Origin of the sequence: Lachnoclostridium sp. An169 (assembly GCF_002160525.1) — a bacterium.
Taxonomy (GTDB): domain Bacteria; phylum Bacillota; class Clostridia; order Lachnospirales; family Lachnospiraceae; genus Mediterraneibacter; species Mediterraneibacter cottocaccae.
Genome location: NZ_NFKT01000035.1, coordinates 1 through 24,235, shown reverse-complemented (window position 1 = coordinate 24,235; position 24,235 = coordinate 1). Strand labels below are relative to the sequence as shown.

At 52.5% G+C, this 24,235-nt stretch carries 25 protein-coding genes; all 25 read right to left on the bottom strand.

Features of this window, described 5'->3' with window-relative positions; translation table 11 throughout:
* Positions 1–3: 3 nt before the first annotated feature.
* Positions 4–768, bottom strand: a complete 765-nt coding sequence (gene larB, locus B5F07_RS18630) for a nickel pincer cofactor biosynthesis protein LarB (protein ID WP_087162733.1) — start codon at positions 766–768, stop codon at positions 4–6.
* A gap of 38 nt (positions 769–806) precedes the next feature.
* Positions 807–1,565, bottom strand: a complete 759-nt coding sequence (gene larE, locus B5F07_RS18625) for an ATP-dependent sacrificial sulfur transferase LarE (protein ID WP_087162715.1) — start codon at positions 1,563–1,565, stop codon at positions 807–809.
* A 260-nt stretch (positions 1,566–1,825) separates the two neighbouring features.
* The gene (locus B5F07_RS18620; RefSeq protein ID WP_087162732.1) at positions 1,826–2,242 is read right to left on the bottom strand and encodes a DUF3842 family protein; all 417 of its coding nucleotides are present in this window, start codon (positions 2,240–2,242) and stop codon (positions 1,826–1,828) included.
* 64 nt (positions 2,243–2,306) lie between these two features.
* Complete coding sequence (locus B5F07_RS18615) at positions 2,307–2,936, bottom strand: GntR family transcriptional regulator (protein WP_087162714.1); 630 nt, start codon at positions 2,934–2,936, stop codon at positions 2,307–2,309.
* Positions 2,937–2,954: 18 nt separating this feature from the next.
* Entirely contained in the window at positions 2,955–3,650 is a 696-nt protein-coding gene (locus B5F07_RS18610) for an L-2-amino-thiazoline-4-carboxylic acid hydrolase (protein ID WP_087162713.1), read from the bottom strand.
* A gap of 59 nt (positions 3,651–3,709) precedes the next feature.
* A complete protein-coding gene (allB, locus tag B5F07_RS18605; protein ID WP_087162712.1) occupies positions 3,710–5,101 on the bottom strand; it encodes an allantoinase AllB in 1,392 nt (463 codons plus the stop codon).
* Entirely contained in the window at positions 5,095–6,357 is a 1,263-nt protein-coding gene (locus B5F07_RS18600) for a hydantoinase/carbamoylase family amidase (protein WP_087162711.1), read from the bottom strand. Before B5F07_RS18600 ends, allB begins: the two co-directional genes overlap by 7 nt.
* 24 nt (positions 6,358–6,381) lie before the next feature.
* Positions 6,382–7,128, bottom strand: a complete 747-nt coding sequence (locus tag B5F07_RS18595; RefSeq protein WP_087162710.1) for an aspartate dehydrogenase domain-containing protein — start codon at positions 7,126–7,128, stop codon at positions 6,382–6,384.
* Positions 7,125–8,357, bottom strand: coding sequence for a pyridoxal phosphate-dependent aminotransferase (locus tag B5F07_RS18590; protein WP_087162709.1), 1,233 nt, complete (start codon positions 8,355–8,357; stop codon positions 7,125–7,127). Before B5F07_RS18590 ends, B5F07_RS18595 begins: the two co-directional genes overlap by 4 nt.
* A gap of 54 nt (positions 8,358–8,411) precedes the next feature.
* Positions 8,412–9,368: an NAD(P)-dependent oxidoreductase gene (locus B5F07_RS18585; RefSeq protein ID WP_087162708.1), complete on the bottom strand. Its 957-nt coding sequence runs from the start codon at positions 9,366–9,368 to the stop codon at positions 8,412–8,414.
* Positions 9,352–10,659: an aminotransferase class I/II-fold pyridoxal phosphate-dependent enzyme gene (locus B5F07_RS18580; RefSeq protein WP_087162707.1), complete on the bottom strand. Its 1,308-nt coding sequence runs from the start codon at positions 10,657–10,659 to the stop codon at positions 9,352–9,354. The genes B5F07_RS18585 and B5F07_RS18580 overlap by 17 nt, the downstream gene beginning before the upstream one ends.
* Positions 10,660–10,723: 64 nt before the next feature.
* On the bottom strand, positions 10,724–11,794 hold the full coding sequence (locus B5F07_RS18575) for a DUF6282 family protein (protein ID WP_087162706.1): 1,071 nt from the start codon (positions 11,792–11,794) through the stop codon (positions 10,724–10,726).
* Positions 11,795–11,868: 74 nt separating this feature from the next.
* Complete coding sequence (locus B5F07_RS18570) at positions 11,869–12,492, bottom strand: cytidylate kinase-like family protein (protein ID WP_087162705.1); 624 nt, start codon at positions 12,490–12,492, stop codon at positions 11,869–11,871.
* Positions 12,489–13,187: an amino acid ABC transporter permease gene (locus B5F07_RS18565; protein WP_087162704.1), complete on the bottom strand. Its 699-nt coding sequence runs from the start codon at positions 13,185–13,187 to the stop codon at positions 12,489–12,491. The genes B5F07_RS18570 and B5F07_RS18565 overlap by 4 nt, the downstream gene beginning before the upstream one ends.
* Positions 13,188–13,874, bottom strand: coding sequence for an amino acid ABC transporter permease (locus B5F07_RS18560; protein ID WP_087162703.1), 687 nt, complete (start codon positions 13,872–13,874; stop codon positions 13,188–13,190).
* A 55-nt stretch (positions 13,875–13,929) separates the two neighbouring features.
* Entirely contained in the window at positions 13,930–14,796 is an 867-nt protein-coding gene (locus tag B5F07_RS18555; RefSeq protein ID WP_087162702.1) for a transporter substrate-binding domain-containing protein, read from the bottom strand.
* Positions 14,797–14,925: 129 nt separating this feature from the next.
* Positions 14,926–15,645, bottom strand: coding sequence for an amino acid ABC transporter ATP-binding protein (locus tag B5F07_RS18550; protein ID WP_087162731.1), 720 nt, complete (start codon positions 15,643–15,645; stop codon positions 14,926–14,928).
* A gap of 182 nt (positions 15,646–15,827) precedes the next feature.
* On the bottom strand, positions 15,828–17,054 hold the full coding sequence (locus B5F07_RS18545) for a MalY/PatB family protein (RefSeq protein ID WP_087162701.1): 1,227 nt from the start codon (positions 17,052–17,054) through the stop codon (positions 15,828–15,830).
* Between the two features lie 107 nt (positions 17,055–17,161).
* Entirely contained in the window at positions 17,162–17,854 is a 693-nt protein-coding gene (gene queC, locus B5F07_RS18540; RefSeq protein WP_087162700.1) for a 7-cyano-7-deazaguanine synthase QueC, read from the bottom strand.
* Positions 17,855–17,864: 10 nt separating this feature from the next.
* Positions 17,865–18,362 (bottom strand): preQ(1) synthase, encoded by a 498-nt coding sequence (queF, locus tag B5F07_RS18535; protein ID WP_087162699.1) that lies wholly within the window; start codon positions 18,360–18,362, stop codon positions 17,865–17,867.
* A gap of 69 nt (positions 18,363–18,431) precedes the next feature.
* Positions 18,432–18,953: a QueT transporter family protein gene (locus tag B5F07_RS18530; RefSeq protein ID WP_204248868.1), complete on the bottom strand. Its 522-nt coding sequence runs from the start codon at positions 18,951–18,953 to the stop codon at positions 18,432–18,434.
* Between the two features lie 235 nt (positions 18,954–19,188).
* Positions 19,189–20,805 carry an extracellular solute-binding protein gene (locus B5F07_RS18525; protein WP_242972591.1) on the bottom strand — a complete coding sequence of 539 codons (1,617 nt, stop codon included), beginning with the start codon at positions 20,803–20,805 and terminating at the stop codon, positions 19,189–19,191.
* Positions 20,783–21,610 (bottom strand): ABC transporter permease, encoded by an 828-nt coding sequence (locus tag B5F07_RS18520; protein WP_087162698.1) that lies wholly within the window; start codon positions 21,608–21,610, stop codon positions 20,783–20,785. Before B5F07_RS18520 ends, B5F07_RS18525 begins: the two co-directional genes overlap by 23 nt.
* A complete protein-coding gene (locus B5F07_RS18515) occupies positions 21,607–22,404 on the bottom strand; it encodes an ABC transporter permease (RefSeq protein WP_087162697.1) in 798 nt (265 codons plus the stop codon). Before B5F07_RS18515 ends, B5F07_RS18520 begins: the two co-directional genes overlap by 4 nt.
* Before the next feature lie 4 nt (positions 22,405–22,408).
* Complete coding sequence (locus tag B5F07_RS18510; RefSeq protein WP_242972590.1) at positions 22,409–23,845, bottom strand: ABC transporter ATP-binding protein; 1,437 nt, start codon at positions 23,843–23,845, stop codon at positions 22,409–22,411.
* Positions 23,846–24,235: the final 390 nt, after the last annotated feature.

Below are 24,235 nucleotides of genomic sequence, written 5' to 3'. Positions count from 1 at the left end.
CTCTTATTCCTCCCTGATTCCTTCCATCTGATTGATCCTTCCCGCCAGATACCCGGCGCCGAATCCATTGTCAATATTAACTACACTGCACCCGGAAGCGCAGGAATTAAGCATGGAGAGAAGGGCGGACAATCCGCCGAAACTTGCGCCGTACCCTACGCTTGTGGGCACTGCGATAACCGGACAGTCCACCAGGCCGCCCACCACCGAAGCAAGTGCGCCCTCCATCCCGGCAACTGCAACGATGCAGCGGGCGCTCATCAGCACATCCAGATTGGAAAGAAGCCTGTGCAGTCCGGCGACCCCGGCATCATAGACCCGGGTCACTTTGTTTCCGAGTACTTCTGCCGTCAGCGCCGCCTCTTCGGCAACCGGCAGGTCGCTTGTCCCCGCCGTGACCACCACAATATTTCCCCGGTGCTCCTGCTCTTTCGGGAAGGCAACCGCAAGGCGCGCCTCCGGGTGATAGTCAACCGGAACCTTCTTCTGCAGAAGCTCAGCCGCCTCCTCATGGATCCGTGTAATCAGAATATTGCCGCAGCCGCGCGCTCCCATGGCAGTAACAATCCCGAGGATCTGCTCCGGTGTCTTGGACGCCCCGTATATCACCTCGGACGCGCCCTGCCGGACACTGCGGTGATAGTCTACTTTTGCATAGCCGAGGTCTTCAAAAGGCTCTTCTTTCAGTTCCAAAAGCGCATCCTCGGGCGTGGTTTTTCCATCCGCAACACTGCGGAGCAATTTCAGTATTTCCTGTTTATTATCCATCTTATTTTCTCCTTCCGCATTTTCTGTCACTTTACGTTCTATTCCTTTCCCGTTCTGGTTTCCAGATCCAGAAGCACTGCAGGGAAATACGCTTTCAGCGCGTCAAGAACGCCGTTGCGCTGCCCCATCAGCAGTGGGAGCTGTTCCTCTCTCACCTGTATCCTCGCGCCATCGCCGTACAGCCGCACCCGGAAGTCCCGGAATCCCATTTTTTCAAGTGAGCGCTCCGCACTCTCAATCTTTCGCAGAACATCTTCCGTAATGGGGACTCCTGTCGGCACCCGGGTTGCAAGGCAGGCATAGGCAGGCTTGTCCCAGGTGAAAAGCCCTGCCTTTTCAGAAAGCTCCCGTACCTGCCGCTTCGTAACCCCGCACGCTCTTAGGGGGGAGCGCACTTCCAGCTCCCGGAGGGCGCGCATACCCGGACGGTCTCCTGCATCGTCCGAGGCATTGGTTCCGTCCATAAGAACGTTGAAGCCGTCTGCTCTCACTGCGTCCCACAGGGCGGTAAACAGTGCTCTCTTGCAGTAGTAGCAGCGGTCCGGTCCGTTCTGGGCCGCCTCCGGCACAGCCAGAATATCCTTTCGGATCACCTTAAGAGGAATGTCCAGTTCTCCGGCAAATCTTACGGCATCCTCCAGTTCGAATTGCGGCTGAAATGCCGTTTTCACATAATATGCTGTGACATCACACCCATACGTCTTCGCCGCCCACAGGAGAAATGCCGAATCCGTTCCTCCGGAGAAAGCCACCGCCGCTTTCGGTACACTTTTAAAATAATCTTTCAGTGTCGTCATAATCTGAGTCCTTCCTTTACAATAAAAGTATCTGCTTCTTTTTTCTCCCACGCAAAAAAAGAAGGCGTCTGTTCCCTCCTGAAAACAGATACCTTCCTAGTATCTTATCAAAATATTTTATGAAAGCACGCTCTTTTCAGATATGTGCCTTTCCGTATGTATGCATATTCCGGCGCTTCTGCGCTCTCTTATACAGCTTCTGCACTCTCTTATACGGCTTCTGCCGTCTCCTTCCGGCTTCTGCCGGATTCTCTCTTTTCTCAGGACTGCTGCCCAAGCAGCTTTTCAAGCGCGTCCATTGCATTCTGTACATTTTTTGCCATGGATGATTCTGAAACACCCACAACGATATTATCACATAGATTGACCGGAATCAAGATTCTCTTTGCATGACTTTGGCCCACAGCCAGAGCCATCTGCGGAGTGATTTCTCCCAGCATGGAGTCCGCGATCACGATCCCCACCGGTCCCATGATAACATCAGCCCTCGCAGACGCCACGCGCACGGAATTCTCTCCGGTAGCCGCCTGGTCTGCCCCTGCACGGAGCATGGAGTTCGTTGCAGCGCTGTTGGTTCCCACAGCCATCACTTCAATCTGCGGGAAACGCTCCTTTACCGCCGCCACAAGCTGTCTTCCGAGACCTCCGCCCTGTCCGTCAATAATCAGAATTTTCAAAGAAACACCTCCGTCCCAAAATCTGTTCTCCATTATAACCGTTTTTGGGGATACTGGCAACTCCTCAGTGACTGATCATATAGCGGAAAGCATCCTCCCGGGATTCTTTCAGGTGCGACCGCATCATCTCTGACGCCTCCTCGAGCTTTTCCTGAAGCATCAGGTCCAGAATCTCAATATGCCTGTCCTGGTTCTTCCGGCGGCGTTCCGTCAGACTTCGCGTCATATACTGGATTCTCCGGTTCTGATCGCAGAGTTTCTGGAAAAGAAGAATAATAAAGGAATTGTCGGACGCATGCATAATGATTTTATGCAGGAGATCATCCAGCTCAACGACTTCCTCCACGGGAAGGGAAGACATATCGACAGTCAGTCTTTCTCTACAGTCTTCCAGCGTCTCTTTCGGTATATCCTTTCCATAGCAGAGAATCATCTGAGGCTCGATCATCTCTCTTGTGGCATAGACATCCCTTACATTTTTGAGTGTGATATTCTGGACCATGACTCCTTTCTGGGAAACGATCGTGACGAGATCTTCCTGTTCCAGCATGGTCAGCGCCTCGCGCACCGGCGTTCTGCTCATTCCGAGGGTCTGCGCAAGGTATATCGAATCCAGGAAACTGCCGGGGGCATAAGTACAGTTAATAATCTTCTCCTTTATCCCCGTATATGCTCTTGTCCGTAAATTCTCCATACCCTGCTCTCCTTCCGGTCAGTTATCAAAATCTTTCTCTGACTCTTCCATTACCTTCTGCGCCAGTTCTTTCCCGTAGATTCCGGCAAACTCATTCATCATATCCTGTTCAAAACGGGAATAATTTTCTTTGAGAGGCGCGCTGCATATCCGCCTCACGGCGTTCAGAAAATGTCCTTCATGATAGAGGAAGTCCCGGCAGTATTTTCCGTTCAGTTCCTCTTTCATGTCCGCAATTCTCTTTTTGGACTCTTCGGTCTGCTCGTAACCTACATTTACAAAAGTGCAGCACTCATCCCCAAGGCCCTTCATGGTCTTTGCAATCATCACCATATCATTGGAAAAGCCCTGCACCAGGTTGATATCAATATATCTGCAGTACCATTCTCCGTATCTGGAAAGCCCGAACTTCTTCCACGCCTCATCCCACATACATCTGTGACAGCAGTTGATATATACCGGAGACTCTGACTTTACACTGTAGTCCCCGGGCAGCGTGTCAAGCTTCAATTCCCCATACGCAAGAAATGTCTCGTAATTCAGAGGTCTCCCGTCTGCAAGCGCACGCTTTCTCATTCTCTGCCCGCGCTGGTTCCCGTATTTTACAATGCTGTTGATAAACAGATCCGTTCCGTACTCGCCTGCGTATTTTTCAAGATACTTTCCTGCAAGTCCGATCAGGACCGCGTGCTGTTCCACTGTATATTCTTCCATCTGTCCGTTTCCTTTCTCTCATCATATAGCAATCAATATAAAAAAGCAAGCAGGGCGGTTTACCTCTGTCTTCCCGGGCACACCAGCTGCCCGTATGCTTTCGCCCCTTCATCCACAACACCGTCCCTCATCAGGATGCGCCCCCTGAGAATCGTATAGCTTACCTGGCAGTTCAGTTTCCAGCCGTCATAGGGGATTGCGATATCTCTGGCGTGGGAATAGTTTTTCTTCTTATCCACGGTCATTGTATGGTCGAAATTAAACACCGCGAAGTCTGCGTCAGCCCCCGGGCGTATGGTTCCTTTCTGCGGGAAAATCCCGAAGATCTTCGCCGGATTTTCGCAGAGCAGCTCTGTTACCCGCTCCAGAGTGATCTTCCCTTCCTTCACTGCGTTCAGCATCAGGGGAAGTCTTAAGTCCACTCCCGGGAATCCGGACACGGCGGCGAAAATGTCTTTCAGCCCCTTTGTCTTTTCCTCATACAGGAACGGGCTGTGGTCGCTTCCGATGTAATCCACGGTTCCGTCAACTACGTACTCCCACAACTGATCCACAAGTTCCTGCCTTCTCAGCGGGGGATTGCACTTTGCAAAGGGACCGAATTTTTCCAGGGCGTCCTCATTCAGGAAAAGATAATGAGGGCAGGTTTCCGCGTATACATCCAGCCCGCTTCTCTTTGCCTGTCTGATCAGCTCCATTGCCTGGGGTGTGGAGACATGGGCGATCTCCACTCTCGCCCCGGTCTCCCCGGCAAAACGAAGCACCCGCTCCACGCTCTGCACCTCGGAGATCACCGGGCGGCTTAAGGCATGGTCTCTCCCGGAAGTTCTGCCTTCCGCTTTCATTTTCCGGATATTATACTGGATCAGGTCATTGTCCTCGGCGTGGAATGCGCAGATCAGCCCGGTCTTTGCAAGCTCCCGCATCCCTGCCATCAGTTCCCCGTCATCCGCCATGGTCAGTCCCCGGAACTCCTGTTCCCTGCCCTCCGGCGCAGCGTGGAGAAATGTCTTGTATGCCACGATCCGCCCGTCGGCGGCGAGTTTTGTGATCTCTTCCGGGAATTCTCCTCCGGCTGCTCCGTAGAAACAGAAGTCAACCACGCACTGTGCCTCGGCACGCCGGATCCGGTTTTCCAGGATTTCCACATTGTACTGAGGCGGCACGCTGATGGGATGCTCCATGATCGTGGTCACACCGCCTGCCGCTGCAGCCAGCGTCTCGGTATAGAAGTTACCTCTCTCCGTATGTCCCGGATCCCGGACGTGCATATGGGTGTCAATGGCTCCCGGGATCACATACTGACCGGTCAGATTCAGCGTCTGCTCCGCTTCCGTGTATGTTCCCGGCGAAGCGACAAATACGGTTCTTCCTCCCTTCACCCCGATATCAGCATAGGTAAAATGTCCGTCCAGATATACGTTTCCATTCTTTAACAGCAGATCTAACATGTTGCATCCTCCTCTTCCATCAGCCTCTTCACTGTCTCTGTCAGAATCCTCATGCCGCGCTCCGCATCCTCCCAGTCTGTCCATTCTTCCCCGGCATGGCTGATTCCCTCCACACTGGGCACAAAGATCATTCCCACAGGCATCCGCTGTGCCATGGCGTTGCCGTCGTGGGTGGCGCCGCTTGGCATCTTCCGGTATGATACTCCGCATGCCCTGCACACCCCGCCGATCTCATGGGCGATCTTACTGCTGCACGTAACCGGCGCTTTTCTGACAATGGGCTCTATGGTAACTTTTCCTGTATGTTCGGCAACAGTACGGTATTTTTCCATAAAGGAGTCCATCCGGCTCTCGTCCTCGCTGCGGATCTCCAGAACCATCTCCACCCGGTCCGGAATCACCGGAGCGGAACCGGGGTACACATGCATAATGCCTACCGTCTCCACGAAATGATGCCCCGTCTTTCTCGCCAGAGCGTCCCCTTCCAGAATCAGCCTGGCCGCTGTGACCAGGGCATCGTCCCGATCCTCCATCATGGTGGTCCCGGCATGGTTGCTCTTCCCGTATACCGTCACCGCATACCTCTGCAGCCCCACGATACCGGTCACGATCCCGATCTGCTCCCCCTGCTTCCAGAGTGTCGGTCCCTGCTCGATATGGAGTTCCAGCCAGCACCTTGCATCGGAAAAGTCCATGCAGGCCGCTCTCAGATCGTCCTCTGTATAGCCGTATTTTTCAGCCTTTTCCAGATACTCTGCCGACTCCAGCGGGAGCAGCCCTGCCATGGCCCTGCTCCCGAATGTGCCGCCCAGTTCATTTCCTTCTTCTCCATTGGTGGCGATGACGTGAAAATCACAGGAGAGCGGGATCTTCTCCCTCTGAAGAGAGACAGCACATTCCGCCGCAGCCACCACGCCCAGAAGCCCGTCGAACATTCCTCCCTCCTTTACCGTATCCAGGTGGGAGCCCGCGTAGATCACGGGAGCATTCTTCCTGCCGCTTTTCAGCAGGCCGTGGACATTGCCCGCAGGATCGATCCAGGCGGTCAGCCCGCATGTTTCAAAATATTCCCGGACTTCCCGCTGTGCCGTCTCCATGAAGGGGCTCCCGAAGACACGGCTGATCCCCGTCTCGTTTTCTTCTTTGCCGATCTCTGCCAGCCTGCAGAACTGTTTTCTGATCTGTTCCGATCTTTCTGTCTTTTCTGATCCGTCTGTCCGTTCTGCACTTTCTGTGATTTCCTGTTTCTCTTTCATATCCGCATCACCTCATATCCGTCTCTATACAAACCGTGTTCCGCTGTCTTCCCCGCAGATCCGGTCCAGGCTGCCGCATGCGGACCAGGGTGTATAAGCCCCCGTAACCGCGCCGGCTGCATAGCTTTCAATGTGCATGGCAATGTCAATGCCGCTTCCCTTCAGGCGTATCTCATGGGCATTGGTGCTGACAGCCGGATCGGACACGATCCTGGACTTCGTCCGGTCGAAACCGATTCCCGCAAGGGCGATAGCTGCATGGACGTTGACATTTCTCGGATAGAGCCTGCACGCCTCCCGGGCAGGGCCCTCGTAGACAACAGTTCTCTCTGTATCTGTCCTGCCAAGGCTTTTGGGGCTCTTTGTAGTCGTAATCTCCACGCTCTCCCAGACCGGCTTTCCATCAAAGATTCCATCCGTCCCCAGAATCGCGCCGTGGGGAATATAGATCTTTCTTCCATATTTCCCGCAGAGTTCACGGGCCTTCTTCTCGAATGTCTCATCCGAGAAAGCGGTCACGGAAAACATGAGAAGATCCCCGTGCTTCAGGATCAGCTCAATGTGCTCTTTCAGCACATCCGCCGTACAGCACTCGATCACCAGCTCTGTCTCCCCGTACAGTTCCTCCCTGGGGGAACGCACCACGGGTTCTCCCGGAAGATCCGCAAAAGGATCTTCAATAAACACCACCTGTCCATATCTCTTTTCTTTTATATGTTTCAAAAGTGCCTGTCCGATCTTCCCGCATCCCAGGAAACCGATTTTTTTCATGCGTCCTCCCACCTTTCTTCTGCCCGGTACCGCTCCATAACGGTCAGCAGTCTTTTTGCAGCATCCACTGCCGCCCTGTGATCCTGTGAAAAATTAATCCGGAAACTGTCCGTATATTCCGGTCCGAACTCCGTTCCCGGAGTCACTGTCACACCCGCCAGTTCCCGCACGATCTTTACGAACTCTCCGATATTCACATCCAGTTTCGGCATTGTGACGAACAGGTAGCTGCCGCCGTCGGACGGTCTTACCTTCACTCCCGGAACAGCGGTGAAAACTTCCACCAGTTCATCCCGGATCGCCTGATGCTCTTTCACTCTCTGCTCCATAAAGCCCTCCGGCTCATCAAACCACACGGAGAACACGGACTGGCAGTATCCCGCACAGCGCAGGGATACAATGGCCTGCAGTTTCTCCATCCGTGTTATGATCTCCGCCGTTCCGAAGGCTGCCCCCAGCCGGAAGCCGCTCAGCGATTCGGTCTTGGACGGACCGATAATGGTGATCAGATTATCCGGTGTCTCCTTCTGCGCCCGCAGATGGGTGTAGGTCTTTCCGTCAAAAATCTGCCGGGAATAGAGTTCGTCCACAAGAAGCGCCGCCCCGTACTGTTTCGCCAGTTCCGCAATCTTCACGATCTCCTCCCGGGAATAAATCACACCGGTGGGGTTGTTCGGATTGGAGAATAGAAACAGCCTGGCCCCGCTTCTGAAAGCCTGCTCCAGACTTTCCATATCCAGTCCTGCACAGCCTTCCTTTCCGTAGTAATCCATGGAGACCGGAACCAGTTCCCCGTCAAAAAACTCCACCAGTTTCCGGTTTGCAAAATAATCCGGCTCCACAATCGCCACTTTGTCCCCTGCCGACACCATGGCGCCCATGGCGAGGAAGAGTGCCCCCTGGGTACCCGGCGTCAGGATAATCTCCTTCTCCGGATCGATGGGCGCTCCGGTAAATGCAGCCAGCTTCTCCGCCAGATCCTCCCGGATGGATTTTTTCCCGCGGTACTCGGTGTAAGCCTGCTTTCCGCCCACATGATATCCTTTTTCGAAAGCCTCAAAGCTCCCCGGCAGGGGCGGGAACGCATCCACATCTCCGTGGGAGAAATCAACGGGGACCCCGGGGCACTTCTCTCCCCGCAGGTCCAGTGTTCCGTTTTTTCTGAGTCCCTCCTGCCCGGGCGCGTTCTCCACGCCCAGTTTTGCAAATTTTTCTGCTATTGTGCTCATAATCTTCTCCTTCTTTTTATTCGGAAGTTCTTCCTGTATCCCGGAACATTCCTTTTATATACGGATCAGATTCTCCGGCTCCTCTCCGTTCTTAAAGTGATCGATATTCCGCATGATCAGATTTCCGATAAATCCCTTCCAGCTGTCGCCCATTCCCGCTTTGTGGGAGCTGATAAAGAGGTTGTCCGTCTCCCACAGGGGGCTGTCTGCAGGCAGCGGTTCCTGCTCGAATACATCCAGTGCCGCGCCTTTGATCTCTCTGCGGTCAAGCGCCCGGAGCAGTGCCTCTGTGTCCACCAGTCCGCCCCTTGCCACGTTGACCAGCACAGCGGTAGGTTTCATGGCTGCAAATGCCTCCGCTCCGATCATATGTCTTGTCTTTTCATTCAGGGGAATAGACACCGTCAGATAATCCACCGCCCCGTAGAACTCCTGCAGCTGCTCCTCTCCCACAAAGCAACGGGTGATTCCTTCGTCCCTCTGCTCCACCACATCGTAGACAAAGATCTTCATGCCGAAGGCCTCCGCCCGCTTCGCGATCTCCCTTCCGATGGAGCCGTATCCCATAATTCCCAGGGTCTTTCCGTACAGATCATCATAACAGGTACACATCCACTGATCCTGCCCGAACATGTCCCAGACATGGTCTTTTTTGTCCTGCTCCATACGGCGCATCTCCCTGGCAAAAAACAGGATCTTGGAGAACACATCCTCCGCGATGGAGATGGACATCACTCCTCTCGTATTGCTGAAAAGAAGCTTCCGGCGTCTGACTTCCTCCATATCCGAACGGTCGTAGCCCGCTCCCGTAATCTGGATAAACTTCAGATCCGGCATGCGGTCCAGAAATTCTTTCTGCACGTAAAAGGGCTGCAATACCGCCATCTCCACACCCGACAGGTCGTAGTCGGAGGCGCATTTCTCACATTCTTCATTTGTCAGGAAGAGAATGTCGCTGTAATATTCTTCCCGGATCAGATGTTTATACAGGTCATTACATATTATCCGCATCTCTGATCCCCCTCTCTTCCAGGACTTTCTCTGCAGCAGCCAGATTTACACAGACACAGAACAGCTCCATCGCCTGTTTCAGTTCCTCCACCGGCGGATGGGTCGGAGCGAGACGGATCGTGGAATCATGTGGATCTCTGTGATAGGGATAGGTGGCCGCCGGTGTCGCCACTTTCACCCCTGCCTGCTCCGCCATCGCCAGCGCTTTCGCCGCGCAGCCCCCGCAGGTTTCCACAGTGATAAAATATCCCCCGTCCGGCTTCTTCCACTGATATGCCTCGTCAAAGAGCCTGTTCTCTCTTAAGATCTCATCCACCAGATCGAATCTGGGGCGGAGAATAGCGGCGATCTCCTTCATGTGGCGGATGATATTCTCCGGGCTTTTCAGGTATTTCACATGCCGGAGCTGATTGAGTTTGTCATGGCTGAAGATCTGCAGTTTCAGAAGATTCTTCGTCTCCTCCACAGTTGCCGGACCAGATGCCATCATGCAGACTCCGGAACCGGGAAATGTAATCTTCGCGGTAGAGAAGAAATACAGCACCCGGTCCTCTGTGCCGTGCTTCCGGGACGCCTTCAGCAGATCTTTCACATGGTTTTCTTTATACAGATGGTGAACCGCATAGGCATTGTCCCAGAAAATGCGGAAATCCGGGGCTGCGGTCTTCATCTCTGCCAGCCGGTCCACAGTCTCGTCACTGTAGACGGTGCCGGTAGGATTGGAATACTGGGGCACACACCAGATCCCCTTGACTGAAGGATCTTCTGCCGCCAGTTTTTCCACCAGATCCATATCCGGTCCGCCATCCAGCAGAGGAATGTTGATCATCTCAAATCCCAGTGCCTCCGTCAGGTTAAAATGGCAGTCATACCCCGGCACCGGACAGAGCCATTTCAGTTTCCGCTCCTGCGCCTGGACGCCCCAGGGCTTTTCCCCCAGCGTGCCGAATGTATAATACCGCAGGAACTGGTCGTACATCAGATTCAGGCTTGATTCGCCGCCCAGAATGATCTGCTCCTCCGGGATGTCCAGGAGTTCGGAAAAGAGCCGGATACACTCCGGAAGCCCGTACATGACTCCGTAGTTTCTGCAGTCCGTTCCGTCCTCTGCCATACAGTTATTTTCATCCAGTACATGGAACATCTCCCCGTTCAGGTCAAGCTGCTCCTGACAGGGAAGCCCCCGACTGATGTCGAGGGACAGATCCATGTCAAGATATTCCTTATATTTCTTTTTCAGAACCTTCACCTTTTCCAGAAGTTCTGCTGTTGTTGTCTCTTGCGCTCTCATCTTCCGCCTTCTTTCCGAACCTTTCCCTGTTCTGTTTTTCTTGTCAGCCGGCTTCCTCCTCCGGTCAGTCTTCCTTCTTCTCTTCCTGCTCCCACGGCATCGGCTTTGTGATATCGATATCCAGCATCTTCGCCGGGTTCACTGTGCTGACCATGCGGATCTCCTCGTCCGTCCAGCCGCAGTCCATCAGGCAGGCGATCCACTCCCGGAAGCCCTCCACCGGATGGGGCAGCGTATAGACGCCGAAATCGGTTCCGATGATGAAGTTCTCCACGCCGAATTTCTTCATCTGGTTTGCAGATGCGAACACGCCGCCCTTGGGTGCTCCCGACTGTCCCTCGTCATACGCCCGGTACTGCGGTTCCACATAGTAGTGTGTCTTCGGAATCGATCCCGTGTGGGTGTGCTCGGCAAGGCATTTCTCCAGTTTTGCGCCTTTGCTGATCACATAGTCGATCTCTTTCTCTGAGAGATGCTCTGTCACCGCGTTGGAGATCAGCACTTTTTTAATTCCGTACTCCTGCGCATAGTCGCAGAGTTTCAGTGCCTCGGCGTTGGAGAGATGTCCGCTGACGAGATAGATCTGCGGATTATCCGCCACCACTTTCATGATCTCATCGAATTCCTTTGTCGGTTTGTCCAGGGGGATCTCGATGCAGCGGTTATATTCCTCCTCCACAAACTCCGGATACAGCTCCGTCAGCTTCTTCCACTCTCCGTCAACATAGCGTCCTTCCACGCCTGCCTGGTATTTCGTGGAATGGGCTCCAAAGGAGACGAACCGTGCGCCGTTCCCGTAATACACCGCCGTCTTTACCGCCCGCGGATTCATTCCGCCGAGCACGGTGTTCAATATGATTCCGCCGTAGGTCGAGAAATCCGGCACCGTCTCATTTACGATCCAGGACGTCCCCACAGACCAGTTGAACACACACATGTAAGCGATGGCGCGCATTCCTGCATCTCTCGCCTCAATCGCCGCCTGCACGGGATTGACGCTTCTCGGGCTGCTCACCAGATGGGGACCTGCATGCACGTGAAGGTCGATGGAACCTTTCAGCAGGTCCAAGCTCCTCTGGTAGGAACGGGAATATCTCCAGTCAGTTTTGTCGAAATTTTCAGGATAAATGTTCATAATTTCTGCCTCTCTTTCTTGATAGTACTCTATATGAATCCGTGATTTTTCAGACCCATCTGCCATTCTTCAGATCAGTCCGTCATATCCGGATCTTTGCCGATCTCAAATTTCTTTCTCACAAGCATTTCCAGGGCTTCCGCGGTTCCGTCTACCCCCAGGAACCCGCTGTTAATCATAATGTCCTGGTGCTCCACATCGTTGGGGAAGTATCCGGCATACCGGATGTGGTAGAGCTCCCGTGCCTTGTCCACATCCTTCATCATTTTCCCTGCTGTGTGGGGTTCCAGATGGAGGGTGTTGACACAGTTTTTCATTCTCTGCTCCGTATCCGCATATATGTAGATGCGGATGACCTGCTCGTGGTCTCTGAGCACATAGTCCGAGCACCTTCCCACGATAATGCAGTCCTCCTTCTCCGCAAGATCCAGAATAATCTGTCTCTGAACCTCGAAAATGTGATCCTGAACCATATTGGTTCCCGGAACTCCCAGGGGAAATTTCATCTTCCAGAAACGGTTCGTGGCGCTCTCTTCCTCGTCGCTGATAGTATGTACTGACAGTCCGGTTTCCCTGGAGACCTGCTCCACAATATCCCGGTCATAATATTCAATGCCCAGCCGCTCGGCAAGCCGTTTGGCAATGGGGCGTCCGAGGCTTCCAAACTGTCTTGTAATTGTGATTGCGTAATGGCTCATCTTGTCCTCCCTCCAGTCATAGTGTTCTGATGCAGAACCCGCAGCAGGCTCGAGAGCAGGAAATTAATGATAAAGTAGACGATTGCCGCCATCCCGAATATGATGAACGCATCCCTCGCCTCGATTCCATGCCCGGTATATTTGTTCGCTGTGCCAAGGATCTGTCTGCAGCAGTACAGGAATTCCGGGATTGCCACCTGCCCTAAAAATGAGGTGTCCTTGAATACCGATATGGTCTGGTTGATAAAGTTGGGCACCACCCTTCTTAAACACTGGGGCAGGACGATGGCATACATTACCTGGAATGTACTGAGTCCCTGGGAATGTCCCGCTTCAATCTGGCCTCTGTCAATGGAATTCAGCCCTCCTCTGACGATCTCGCAGATGGTGGCTGTGGAGGCGAAAAACATACCGCTCGCCGCCCGTATGTACTGGTTTCCGAAGGGGAACGCCACATAACAGACGAAGATCCAGAAGAGAATCGGAGTGTTCCGGAAGATCTCCACATAGATCGTGACGATTCTTCCGAAAATCTTCCCCGCATAGGTCTTCAGGCACGCCAGGAGAGTTCCCGCGCAGAGACTTGCCAGGAGAATCCCCCCTGCCAGCTCAAAGGACAGGACCAGCGCCCTTAAGAGAGCCCGGATGGTGACACTGTTGAACAGCATCTGAATTTCTGTGATAAGATCCGTCATTTAGCCCTGCCCTCCTCTCGTTATCTTCAGTTTCTCTTCATATTTCCGCGCTGTCCTTGTGATGGGATAGCAGATAATGAAGAAAATAATTCCGCAGACCAGATATGCCGGCCCGTAGCTGAGTGTTCCGTTTGACGCCCAGTTTTTCGTCACATACAGCAGATCTCCGCCTGCGATGACCGACAGCACGGATGTGTCCAGAATCAGCCAGGATAGCTGCGTTCCCAGAGGGGGAAGGATGATCCGGATCGTCTGTGGAAGTATAATCTTCCTCATGGTCTGGAAATAATTCAGCCCCTGGGACGCCGCCGCCTCGTACTGGCCTTTCGGCACTGCATTAAGCCCGCCCCGCACAATCTCTGCGATAAATGCCCCGGAACAGACGCCAAGCCCTACAATTCCGACTGTTCTTGTGGATATGGGAATTCCTCCGTAAATACATCCGTAATAGAAAAACATTACCTGCAGTGTCAGAGGGATATTCCGGAAAAGCTCCACATATACTCTTGTCACTGCGCGGACGATCCGTGAGGGAAGTGTCGATGCGATTCCCACGGCAAATCCCAGGATCAGCGCCAGTATCAGTCCTCCGACGGCAAGCTCCACAGTGACTATGAACGCATCAACAAAGAGCATTCTGTCTTCCCATAGATACTCCCATCTCCAAAATGCAAATATATCTGTCATCGTCTTTCCCTCACCGTCCTGTCAAATTTCTTAAAGTAATTATTTACCGGCCGCTTTACTCCGCGTCGTCAGCCACGTAAGAAGGCTGAATATTATTATCTGCTACAAGCTGGTCAAGTGTACCGTCCTCACTCCACTGATCGATCAGATTGTTGACATACCCGCAGAGGTCGGATCCCTTCTTTGTTGCAATTCCGTATGGCTGCGGACTGAATTTTGTGTCAATGAATTCACAGCTGTCATCAAGATAGGACTGCAGAATCGAGCTGTCTGCCGCAAATCCGTCCACAGTGCCGGCTGTCAGAGCCATCTTTGCTTCCGAGAAATCTGTAAACTCCTTAAATGTGATATTCGCATCTGTGATTGCCTCGATAGAGTCTTTCTCGGTTCCGCCTGCGGACATTGCGATTGTCTTCCCGTCAAAATCGTCAATCGTCTTAAGCCCGGAGTCCTTCATGACCAGGACGCTCTGAGCGTCTGTATAATAGGGATCTGTAAAATCATAGGAAAGCTTTCTCTCATCTGTAATGGTAAATGTCGCGGCTACCAGATCGATATCTCCGGAGTCCAGGAGCTGGCCGCGGGTGCTTGTCGTAACTGCCGTGTATTCCACGTCAACGCCAAGTTCGTCGGCGATCATCTTCCCCAGATCCGCCTCGATTCCGGTCCACTCGTTTGTCGCCGGATCCAGATATCCGAAGCCGATGGCGGAATCTTCCGTTCCCACTCTCAGAACGCCTCTCTCCTTGATCTCATCCACTGCAGAGGTGCTCCCTGAGGACTCGGATCCGCCGCTCTCTGTCTTGCTGTCATCCGTTCCTCCGCTTCCGGAATCAGAGCCGCACCCCGCAGCCATCGCCGCGGTCATTGCTCCTACAAGGATCATTGCTCCGAGTTTTTTCGCCGTTTTCATCTTCATCATAACATTTGTCCTCCATTCTTATCTGTTCGCGGATCCGTTGATTCTCCGCGATATGCTGTTTCCATGTGACAATCTATGTAAACCCTTGTTCAGGGGAATTATCCCTGCTGCCCTGCCCGGGGCATTGGATCAGAGTATCTTGCTTAAGAACTCCCGGGTCCGCTTATTCTGCGCATTTTGGAAGAAATGTTCCGGAGTGCCCTCCTCTTCAATCCTGCCGTCATCCATGAAAATAATCCGGTCAGCCACCTCCCTGGCAAAGCCCATCTCATGGGTTACGACAACCATCGTGATATTTTCCTTTGAGAGCCTGATCATAACGTCCAGCACTTCCTGAACCATCTCCGGATCGAGGGCTGATGTAGGCTCGTCAAAGAGGATGATCTTCGATTTCATACAGAGTGCTCTCGCGATCGCTACCCGCTGCTGCTGGCCTCCAGAGAGCATCCCCGGATAGGCGTCCGCCTTGTTCCGAAGCCCTACGAGATCCAGATATTCATATGCGGTCTTCTCCGCCTCCTCCTTTGACATCAGCTTCAGCATAACCGGCGCCATCGTGAGGTTTTTCAGCACGGTCATGTGCGGATAGAGATTGAACTGCTGAAATACCATGGAGATGTTTTCCCGGATAATCCGGGTTCTGTTCTTATGTGTCAGCAGCTCCCCGTTGATCCAGACTTCACCGCTGGTGGGTCTCTCCAGGAAATTCATGCACCGGATTGTGGTTGATTTCCCTGAACCGGAAGGACCGATAATAACCAGTTTTTCTCCCGGCCGGACATCCAGATTAACATCCTTAAGCACATGGAGATCACCGAAACTTTTATTCACATCTTTCAAACGAATCATATATTTTTCTTCACTCATGTCCTTCGCCTCTCTTCGTTGTATTTGTAAAATATATCTGTTGTATACAACATATGGCAAAAAAACAGGGCGCTTACACACTGGTAAGCGCCCTTGCTTGATTCATATGTTTTTTTGATATTAGCGATTATATGCCCTTTCTTTTTATCTGTCAAGAGTTTTTTTTATTTTTCTTTTTCAGCTCTGGTGCGCTTACTTTTCACACCCCTGCCAGATTCCAGGCTGCCCAGCGCATCTCTGAGCCGCACAAGCGCCTCCTCAAGCACCTTCCGGGAACAGGCGATATTGATTCTCTCAAAGCCCTCTCCGTCCTCTCCGAAGATCGCGCCGCTGTCGAGCCACAGCCCTGCACGGTTCAGAATCAGATCTTCCCGCTCTTCCTCCGTCATATTCAGATCCCGGAAATCAAGCCACAGAAGATAGGTTCCCTCGGGTTCGATCAGATGGATCTCCGGCAGTTCCCTCGTGAGGAACGCCCGGGTAAAATCCAGATTGCCCTTCAGATAATCCTTAACCTGAAGATACCATTCCCCGCCTTCTTCATATGCCGCACGGCACGCGGCAAGCCCCATCACATTGAGCTGGCTGTATCCGGTCTGGCGGACCGCCCGCTCGAACGCTTCCCGGAGATCCGGGTTGGGAATCCAGATATTGGAGACCTGCAGCCCCGCCGTGTTAAAGGTCTTGCTCGGCGAGGTGCAGATCAGGGATATTCCGGCATACCGCTCATCCAGGGAGGCAAACACATGGTGCTCATGTCCCGGATAAACAAAATCACAGTGGATCTCATCGCTGACAACCGTCACGTGGTATTTCAGGCAGAGCTCTCCGATCTTGCGAAGCTCCCATTCCTCCCACACACGTCCTGTGGGGTTGTGGGGACTGCACATGAGGAACAGCTTTATATGTTCTCCGGCAATCTTTTCTTCCAGATCGTCAAAATCGATCTCATAGCGTCCTCCCTTCAGTTTCAGCGGTGAATTTACAATCCGGCGGTCATTGTCGCGGATCACCTCGCTGAAGGGATAGTAAACCGGCTGCTGGAGCAGAACTCCGTCGCCCTCTTTTGTGTATGCGCGGACAGCCGCCGCCAGGGCAAATACGATTCCCGGAGTCTTGACAAGCCACTCCTTCTCCGGTCTCCAGCCAAAATGCTTCTCATACCATCCCGCCACTGCCCGGTAATAATCATCCTTTGTGTCGGTGTATCCGAAGATTCCGTGCGCTGCCGTCTTCTCGATCTGCTCTATGACTGCCGGCGCCGTCTGAAAATCCATATCCGCCACCCAGAGAGGCAGAACCCCTTCCGGCTTTCCCCGCTCAACTGCAAAATCATATTTCAGGCAGTCCGTTCCTTTTCTGTCAACGATTTTATCGAAATTGTATCTCATGCTGTTTCACTCCCAGTCTGTCTTTTCATCAGTATAGTATGATACCGGTACGCAGGATCGTACCTTGTACTCCTGATATCATATTATGTGCGCATGAGCTTTTTCTGTCAACCTGGGATTTGCGCCGGATCCTCCACTCCGTTTGCCTCGAAGGCCTTTCTCCTGTCGATACATGTTCCACACACGCCGCAGGGCCGGTCCTTCCCCTCATAGCAGCTCCATGTCAGCTCATAGGGCACTCCGAGCCGCAGCCCTTCTGCCACTACTCCCGCCTTGTTCCTGCTGATAAAGGGCGCCTCAATGCGCAGAGCCTTTCCGCTTCCCTCGTAAACTGCCCGGTTCATGCTTTCATAGAAACTCTCACTGCAGTCCGGGTACGCACTGCCCGCCGCGTCATCCATGTGGGCTCCGTAATAGATACAGGAGCATCCCCGGGACAGGGCGATACTGGCTGCCACGGAGAGGAAGAGGCCGTTGCGGAAGGGAACATAGGTGGAAACCGGGCTTCCCTCATTTCCCTGCAGCTGTTCCGCATAGGAAGCCTCCGGAATCTCTTTGTCCGAATGCTCCAGGAGGGAACAGTCACTGTAGGCAAAGACCGGAGAGAGATCCATCTCCATTCCTTCGATCCCGTAGTAATCCAGAATCTTTTCCGCCGCCTGTACTTCTTTATCGTGCTTCTGCCCGTAATGGATGGACAGAGGGATTACATTTTCTTTTCCGAATCTTTCAATCGCAAGTCCAAGGCAGGTCGTGCTGTCCACACCGCCGCTGAACAGAACCATCGCTTTCTCTGACATAGTGCCTCCTTTACCGGTTGTCCACTTTTTCCGGATAGAGATCATGGTGGGTCAGGCGCTCGAAAGCGACCTTCTCCCAGCAGGTCCCCGGTTTTCCATAGTTACAGTACGGATCAATGGAGATTCCGCCACGGGGGGTGAATTTTCCCCACACCTCAATATACTTGGGATCCATCAGCCGGATCAGGTCTTTCATGATAATATTGACGCAGTCCTCATGGAAATCTCCGTGGTTGCGGAAGCTGAAAAGATACAGCTTCAGAGACTTGCTCTCCACCATCCGCTCCCCCGGCACATAGGAGATATAGATTGTCGCAAAGTCCGGCTGTCCCGTCATGGGGCAGAGGCTTGTGAACTCCGGACAGTTGAATTTTACAAAATAGTCATTTTCCGGATGCTTATTTGGAAATGTCTCCAGCATCTCCGGGGCATAATCCATCGGATAGGAAACTTTCTGGTTTCCCAGGAGGGATACGCCGCTTAATTCTTCTTTTGATCTGCCGCTCATTTTTTCTGACTCCTTATCTGATATTTTCTTTCATCTGTTCTTACATACAATCCGGCCGGAACACCTATCTCAGCTCTTCTGTTCCTCCGTGCGGACCGCCCTGTGCGGATAAAGCACCCGCTCCAGTACTTTCACAAGCGCCACGCCGCAGACCGAGGGCAGAAGCTGCCCGATGCACAGGTTCAGCGCCATCAGCGGATAGGGCATGGCAAGGAAATACGACAGGTATGTCGCTACTCCCAGTCCCGGCACGAGAACGATCGGTACCGCGATAAACACACGGTTCCATTTCATTTTCCGGATCAGAACAATACATGCCGCAGCCGTCATTCCTACAATGCAGCCGCCGAGCATATCCACGATTCCGAAACCGCCGAATAACAGGTTTGATATAAAATTTGCGAGACCAAGGGGCAAAACCAGGAACGGAAAAAGATAGGCAAGCGCATACAGTGCCGTTGCGATACGGATCTGGTACGCTCCAAATGAAAAGCTCTGGGTGAGAGCCAGAATGACAATATAAAGTGCCATTACCATGGCAGAGACTGTCATCTTCTGCACCCGGCTCATGCTTTCTACACTATTATCCATTTCGTTCACCTCCATAAGAATACCGCGGAATCTCCTCCGCAGAAAAAATCCCCGGAACTTTTGTTCCAGGGATGTCAACAACGTTACACTTTCAGTTTTGTTGTCCCTAGTTTTGTTTAATGACAGGATGGTCTCGAACTGTCAATTCTATATCTGGAAGTAACGCACGCCGGTATCTGCCGGCGTATTGTCTGTATCAGACAGATACAGATTATACGCTATTTTACGGAGAATTTCAAGCAGGACTTTTCTTGCGGAAAATATCGTCCCGTTTGATGAAAACAAAGATCACGGCAGCGGCAATTATCACGCCGAGCGCCATCTTTCCCCAGTCTGCCACAGAGATCGACGTCAGGTCAAAGCAGCGCACATTAACCCACATCTGGTTGATCCTCTGGTTGTTCTCCTGGTCAAAATACTGCATGACCACTGCCCGGCCAAGCACATCCTCGGGCGGATACTGGGCGAAGAGCTGCCGGTTTGCCTGATCTGCCTCCGCGGTGATGATATAATCCGGATCCCCGTTATCCCCGCTGAAGAAAAATCCAACCGGATACTCGATGGTGTCCTCCGCATCATCCTCTGCGCCGTAGCACCAGTCTGCATAAGCATAAATGATATCGCTGTCACCTCCGGCGATAACAGAAGTATAGCCGATATAATACATATTTCTCACCACGTTGTCCGGGCGGGAGACAAAATTGATAAAAGCCTCGGCAGCCTGCTGTTTCCGCGCGTCATCGCCGATTCCGTCCTTTAACATCACCCATCCGTCAAACCACACATTGGTGCATTCCTCCGGCACCGCATAGGCGAGATAATAGTCATCGATCTCCGCCTGGTCCAGGGTATAGACCGCGTCTCCGGACCACTGGTAGTTGGCCAGGACCTTTCCTGTTACCATGTCTGCCTTTCCGCTGTCGGACTCAAAAGAGTAGGCATTCTCTTTCATCTGCTTGAGGATATCCTCCGCAGCCTCCACCGTCTTCTCATCCGTGCGGTTCATGATCTCCGCAATCCGCTCCAGCCTGTCGTCGGAATTAATGAAGTCCGGACTCAGCAGCTCCTCTTCGTTTAAGATTCCCAGGGCGGCGAAATAGCTGTCACGCACATTGTCCTTTACCGTAACCTGTCCTTTATACCGCGGGTCAGTCAGAAGCGCCCAGTGGGAAGCTTCCTCCTCTGTGATCTTCTCCGGGTTGTAGACGATTCCCGTGGTTCCCCACATGTAACCTGCCGCATATCTGCTCCATGGCGCCCCGTTGATCGTATTCGAATCAAATATGTTTCTGATATAATCGGACACGCCGCGGATATAGTAATTATCCTCTTTTGTCTCGTCAAAGAACTCTTCTGAGAGAGGTTTCAGTTCATCCTCTGCAATCAGCTTCATGAACATATATTCCGACGGACAGACAAGATCAAACGTATTGCCGAGCGTGAGCTGGTTGTAAAGATCCTCATTTGTCCCGAAGGTAGAGTACTCCACGTCCACCTCCACGCCGTAATTTTCCAGATACCAGGCTTCAAAGTCCTCTATCATGGAATTCTCCCCCAGGATCACCGTACCCTCACGGTCGTCCAGGTCGATGGCCTCTTCCTCATCCCAGCCGCCCTCGTCGATATATTCCTCCCAGTTGGCGATCCTCAGCGTCACCTTTTCCCCGGAAGCCTGCCCGGTTGCTGTGCCAGCTGCCGCTGCGCCTGTATCCTTCTCCGCCGCTTCCGCATGCACTGCTCCGGTACTCAGGATCCTCGCCGGCATGCCCGCCACTGCGAGCCCTGCCGCTGCGATTCCCGCCGCAGCAATTCTTGCCGCCGCGCTTTTTCTATTCTCTCTCTCTGCCGTCATGCCCGCTCACCTCCTGTGTCTTCGGCTGCTTCGACGCCGCCAGATTCATAAGCACCACCGCAATGATTACCACCAGGAAGATCACGGTGGAAAGCGCCCACAGTGCTGTTTTGATCTCGGTCTGTGCCCCTCTGGTCGCATTATACACATACGTGCTGATCGTATCAAAAGTTGCCGGTTTCGTATACGTGGAAACAAAATAATCATCCAGTGAAAGCGTGATGGACAGCATGAAACCGGAGATCACTCCCGGAATGATCTGGGGCAGCACAATCTTCCGGAGCGCCTGGAATGGGGTGGCTCCCAGATCAAGCGCCGCCTCATAAAGCCCGTTGTCCATCTGTTTGAGTTTCGGCATCACCGCCAGATAGACAAAAGGCGTACAGAGCACCACATGTCCGATCACAAGGGGAATAAATGTATTTTTCTCAATTCCAAGCACAACGATCAGCAGGATGCATATGGAAAACGCGGTTACAACATCCGCATTTACAACCGGCACCCGGTTTGCCGTCTCCACCAGTGTCCTGGGAACGGGTCTTGAATAGAACGCTCCGATCGCGCCCAGAGTCCCGAGGACAGCGGCGATGGCAGCCGCGCCGACAGCCAGGAGAAGCGTTCCCCCGATCATGTTTCTCAGCTCTTCCATGGTAAACAGAGTCACATAATTGTGCAGGGAAAATCCACGCACCGCGCCGATGGTTGTGGAATCCGTGAAGCTGTAAAAGGCGAGAATCAGAACAGGGATATACATAAACAGTGCCACGAGCACAAGCCACGAATATGATAGTACTTTCTTCATCATAACACCGCCCCCCTGTTGTCCAGATCACTCTGATCTGCTTTTCCCGTAAATATCGACACAATACAGATTCCCGCAAACAGGATCAGCGAGATCATAGAGCCGTTGTGCCAGTCATAGATGTTGAAATAACTTCCGATCAGGGATCCCATAATATAGGTGCTGTTGTAAATCATATCCAGGATGACGTAGTTGGTCATCGCCGGAAGGAATGTCATAGTCACACCGCTTACGATTCCCGGCATGGACAGCGGAAGGGTCACCCGGAAAAAAACGGCCACCGGTCCTGCCCCGAGATCCGCCGCCGCTTCCAGAAGGCTCTCATCCAGCTGGAGAAGCGTCGTGTAGAGCGGCAGAATCATAAACGGAAGGAAATCATAGGTCATGGCAATAATCGTGTTTAAGAACGGATGCAGTGACAGATTTCCCTCGATCAGCGTCAGCACTTCCTTGAGCGCAGTGATTCGAAGCGTGAAGTTGATCCACATGGGAAGGATGAACATCATCAGGATCACCGGACCTCTTTTCAGCCCGCTCCGGGCAAGCACATAAGCCACCGGATAGGCGATCAGCAGGCAGACTGCGGTCACGGCCACCGCGATCACCACACTGTAGCACAGCGTGCCGATGGTATTGCCGTTTGTGAAGAAGCTCAGCAGATTCTCAAGGGTGAATCTCCCGCTCCCGTCCGTAAACGCATAGTAAATAATCACTGCCAGAGGCAGCACAACAAAACAGACCAGAAACAGTGCATATGGAATACACAGTTGTTTCCGGCTGAAACGAAAGGTCCCCATCACATCATTCCCCCTGTTTTCTCTTCAGTATGATCTGATCTGCCGGAATAATCAGGCTGACATGGTCACCCTCGTTCCAGAGATCATCTTCATCCAGTACGAAATCATCCTCCGTGCCTGTGCGCACAGTATAATTGTAGTGGCTTCCCTTGTAGATAAAGGAGATAATATTTCCGTCTGCCCTGTACTCATCCGGCTCATCGCTCATGGACACCGCTTTTACCGGTACTTCCACAGTAACTTCCATCCCTGCCAGGCTGATCTCTTCTCCGTCTGCGGCAATCACGGAAGCGCCCTCTGCCGGAGCGGAGCCTTCGAGCAGCTGCGTCAGATCGCACGCATATTCTCCGCCTGCGAAAGCAGCCATGCCGTCTTTCGTGATAACACCCTCAAATACATTCATCATCACACCTGCCGGCATGACATGGATCCCGTCCGGATCGATCCGCATTCCGATCTCCTCTCCGGTCCGAGCGCTCTTCGTGCTCTGGATTACCACCTCGTTGTCCCCGCACAGGGCTGTAATCTCATAGTACATGCCCTTGAAAATGGCGGAATCTACGACTCCCCGTATCTGCCCTTCTTCCGGCGCGGTAATGATCACATCCTCGGGCCTCACCACCACATCCACACGGGTATCTTTGGGAACATTGTCCACGCAGGGGAACTGTGCCTTACAGAACTCTACCGTCATGGATGCAGTCATCCTGCCCTCGAAAATATTACTCTCCCCGATGAAATCCGCCACAAACGCATTCTTCGGCTCATTGTAGATCTCCTCAGGCGTTCCGACCTGCTGGATCATTCCGTCCGACATGACAACAACCTTGTCCGACATGGTAAGCGCTTCCTCCTGGTCGTGGGTCACATAGATAAATGTGATCCCCAGCCGTTCATGCATGGATTTAAGCTCCAGCTGCATCTCCTTGCGCATCTTCAGGTCAAGTGCTCCAAGGGGCTCGTCCAGCAGAAGGATATCCGGCTCATTGACAATTGCCCGGGCAATGGCGATTCTCTGCTGCTGTCCGCCGGAGAGTGTGGAGATCCTTCTCTTTTCAAATCCTTCCAGATCCACAACCTCCAGGACTTTCTTCACCTTCTCGCTGATCACCTGTTTCGGCAGCCGCTTCAGATTCAGTCCGAACGCCACATTGTCGTACACATTCAGGTGCGGAAAGAGCGCATACCGCTGAAAAACCGTATTGATCGGCCTTAAGTTCGGCGGCAGATGGCTGATGTCTTTCCCGTTCAGCAGGATCTCCCCCTCCGTGGGGAACTCGAACCCGGCTATCATCCGCAACGTCGTCGTTTTTCCGCAGCCGGAAGGCCCCAGGAAAGTGACGAATTCCCCTTTTTTCACTGTCAGGTTAAAGTCCTCCACGACAACCATGTCATCAAAACATTTTTTGATATTTTTTAATTCAATAATATTCTCACTCATGGCTCTTCTCCTTACCATGTAAAATTGTGCTTAATCTTATTAAGTGTAGGGGACACAGGGGCGTTTGTCAATAGGTTTTACGTGTTCTTCACGACAAAAAAGGCTGTACATTTTCAGTCTAAAGATTTGTATATATTTCCATATTGACAGATTAACGCATTGCGCCTATAATAATGAAACATTCATCCGGCAAAGCGTATGTGTTTTGCAACAGCGATTTTACCAGGAGAGTATTTGCCGGACAAATTCCTTTTGATTGAGCTCACAGAAGGTTGCAACTGCAGAAGTTATTTTTTATAATGGAGGTGCAACTAATTGAATGATGAAAAATTAAATAACCAGGAATATCCTGCGGCAAACCGCGAGTACAAGGACCGGCTGTTCCGCGTT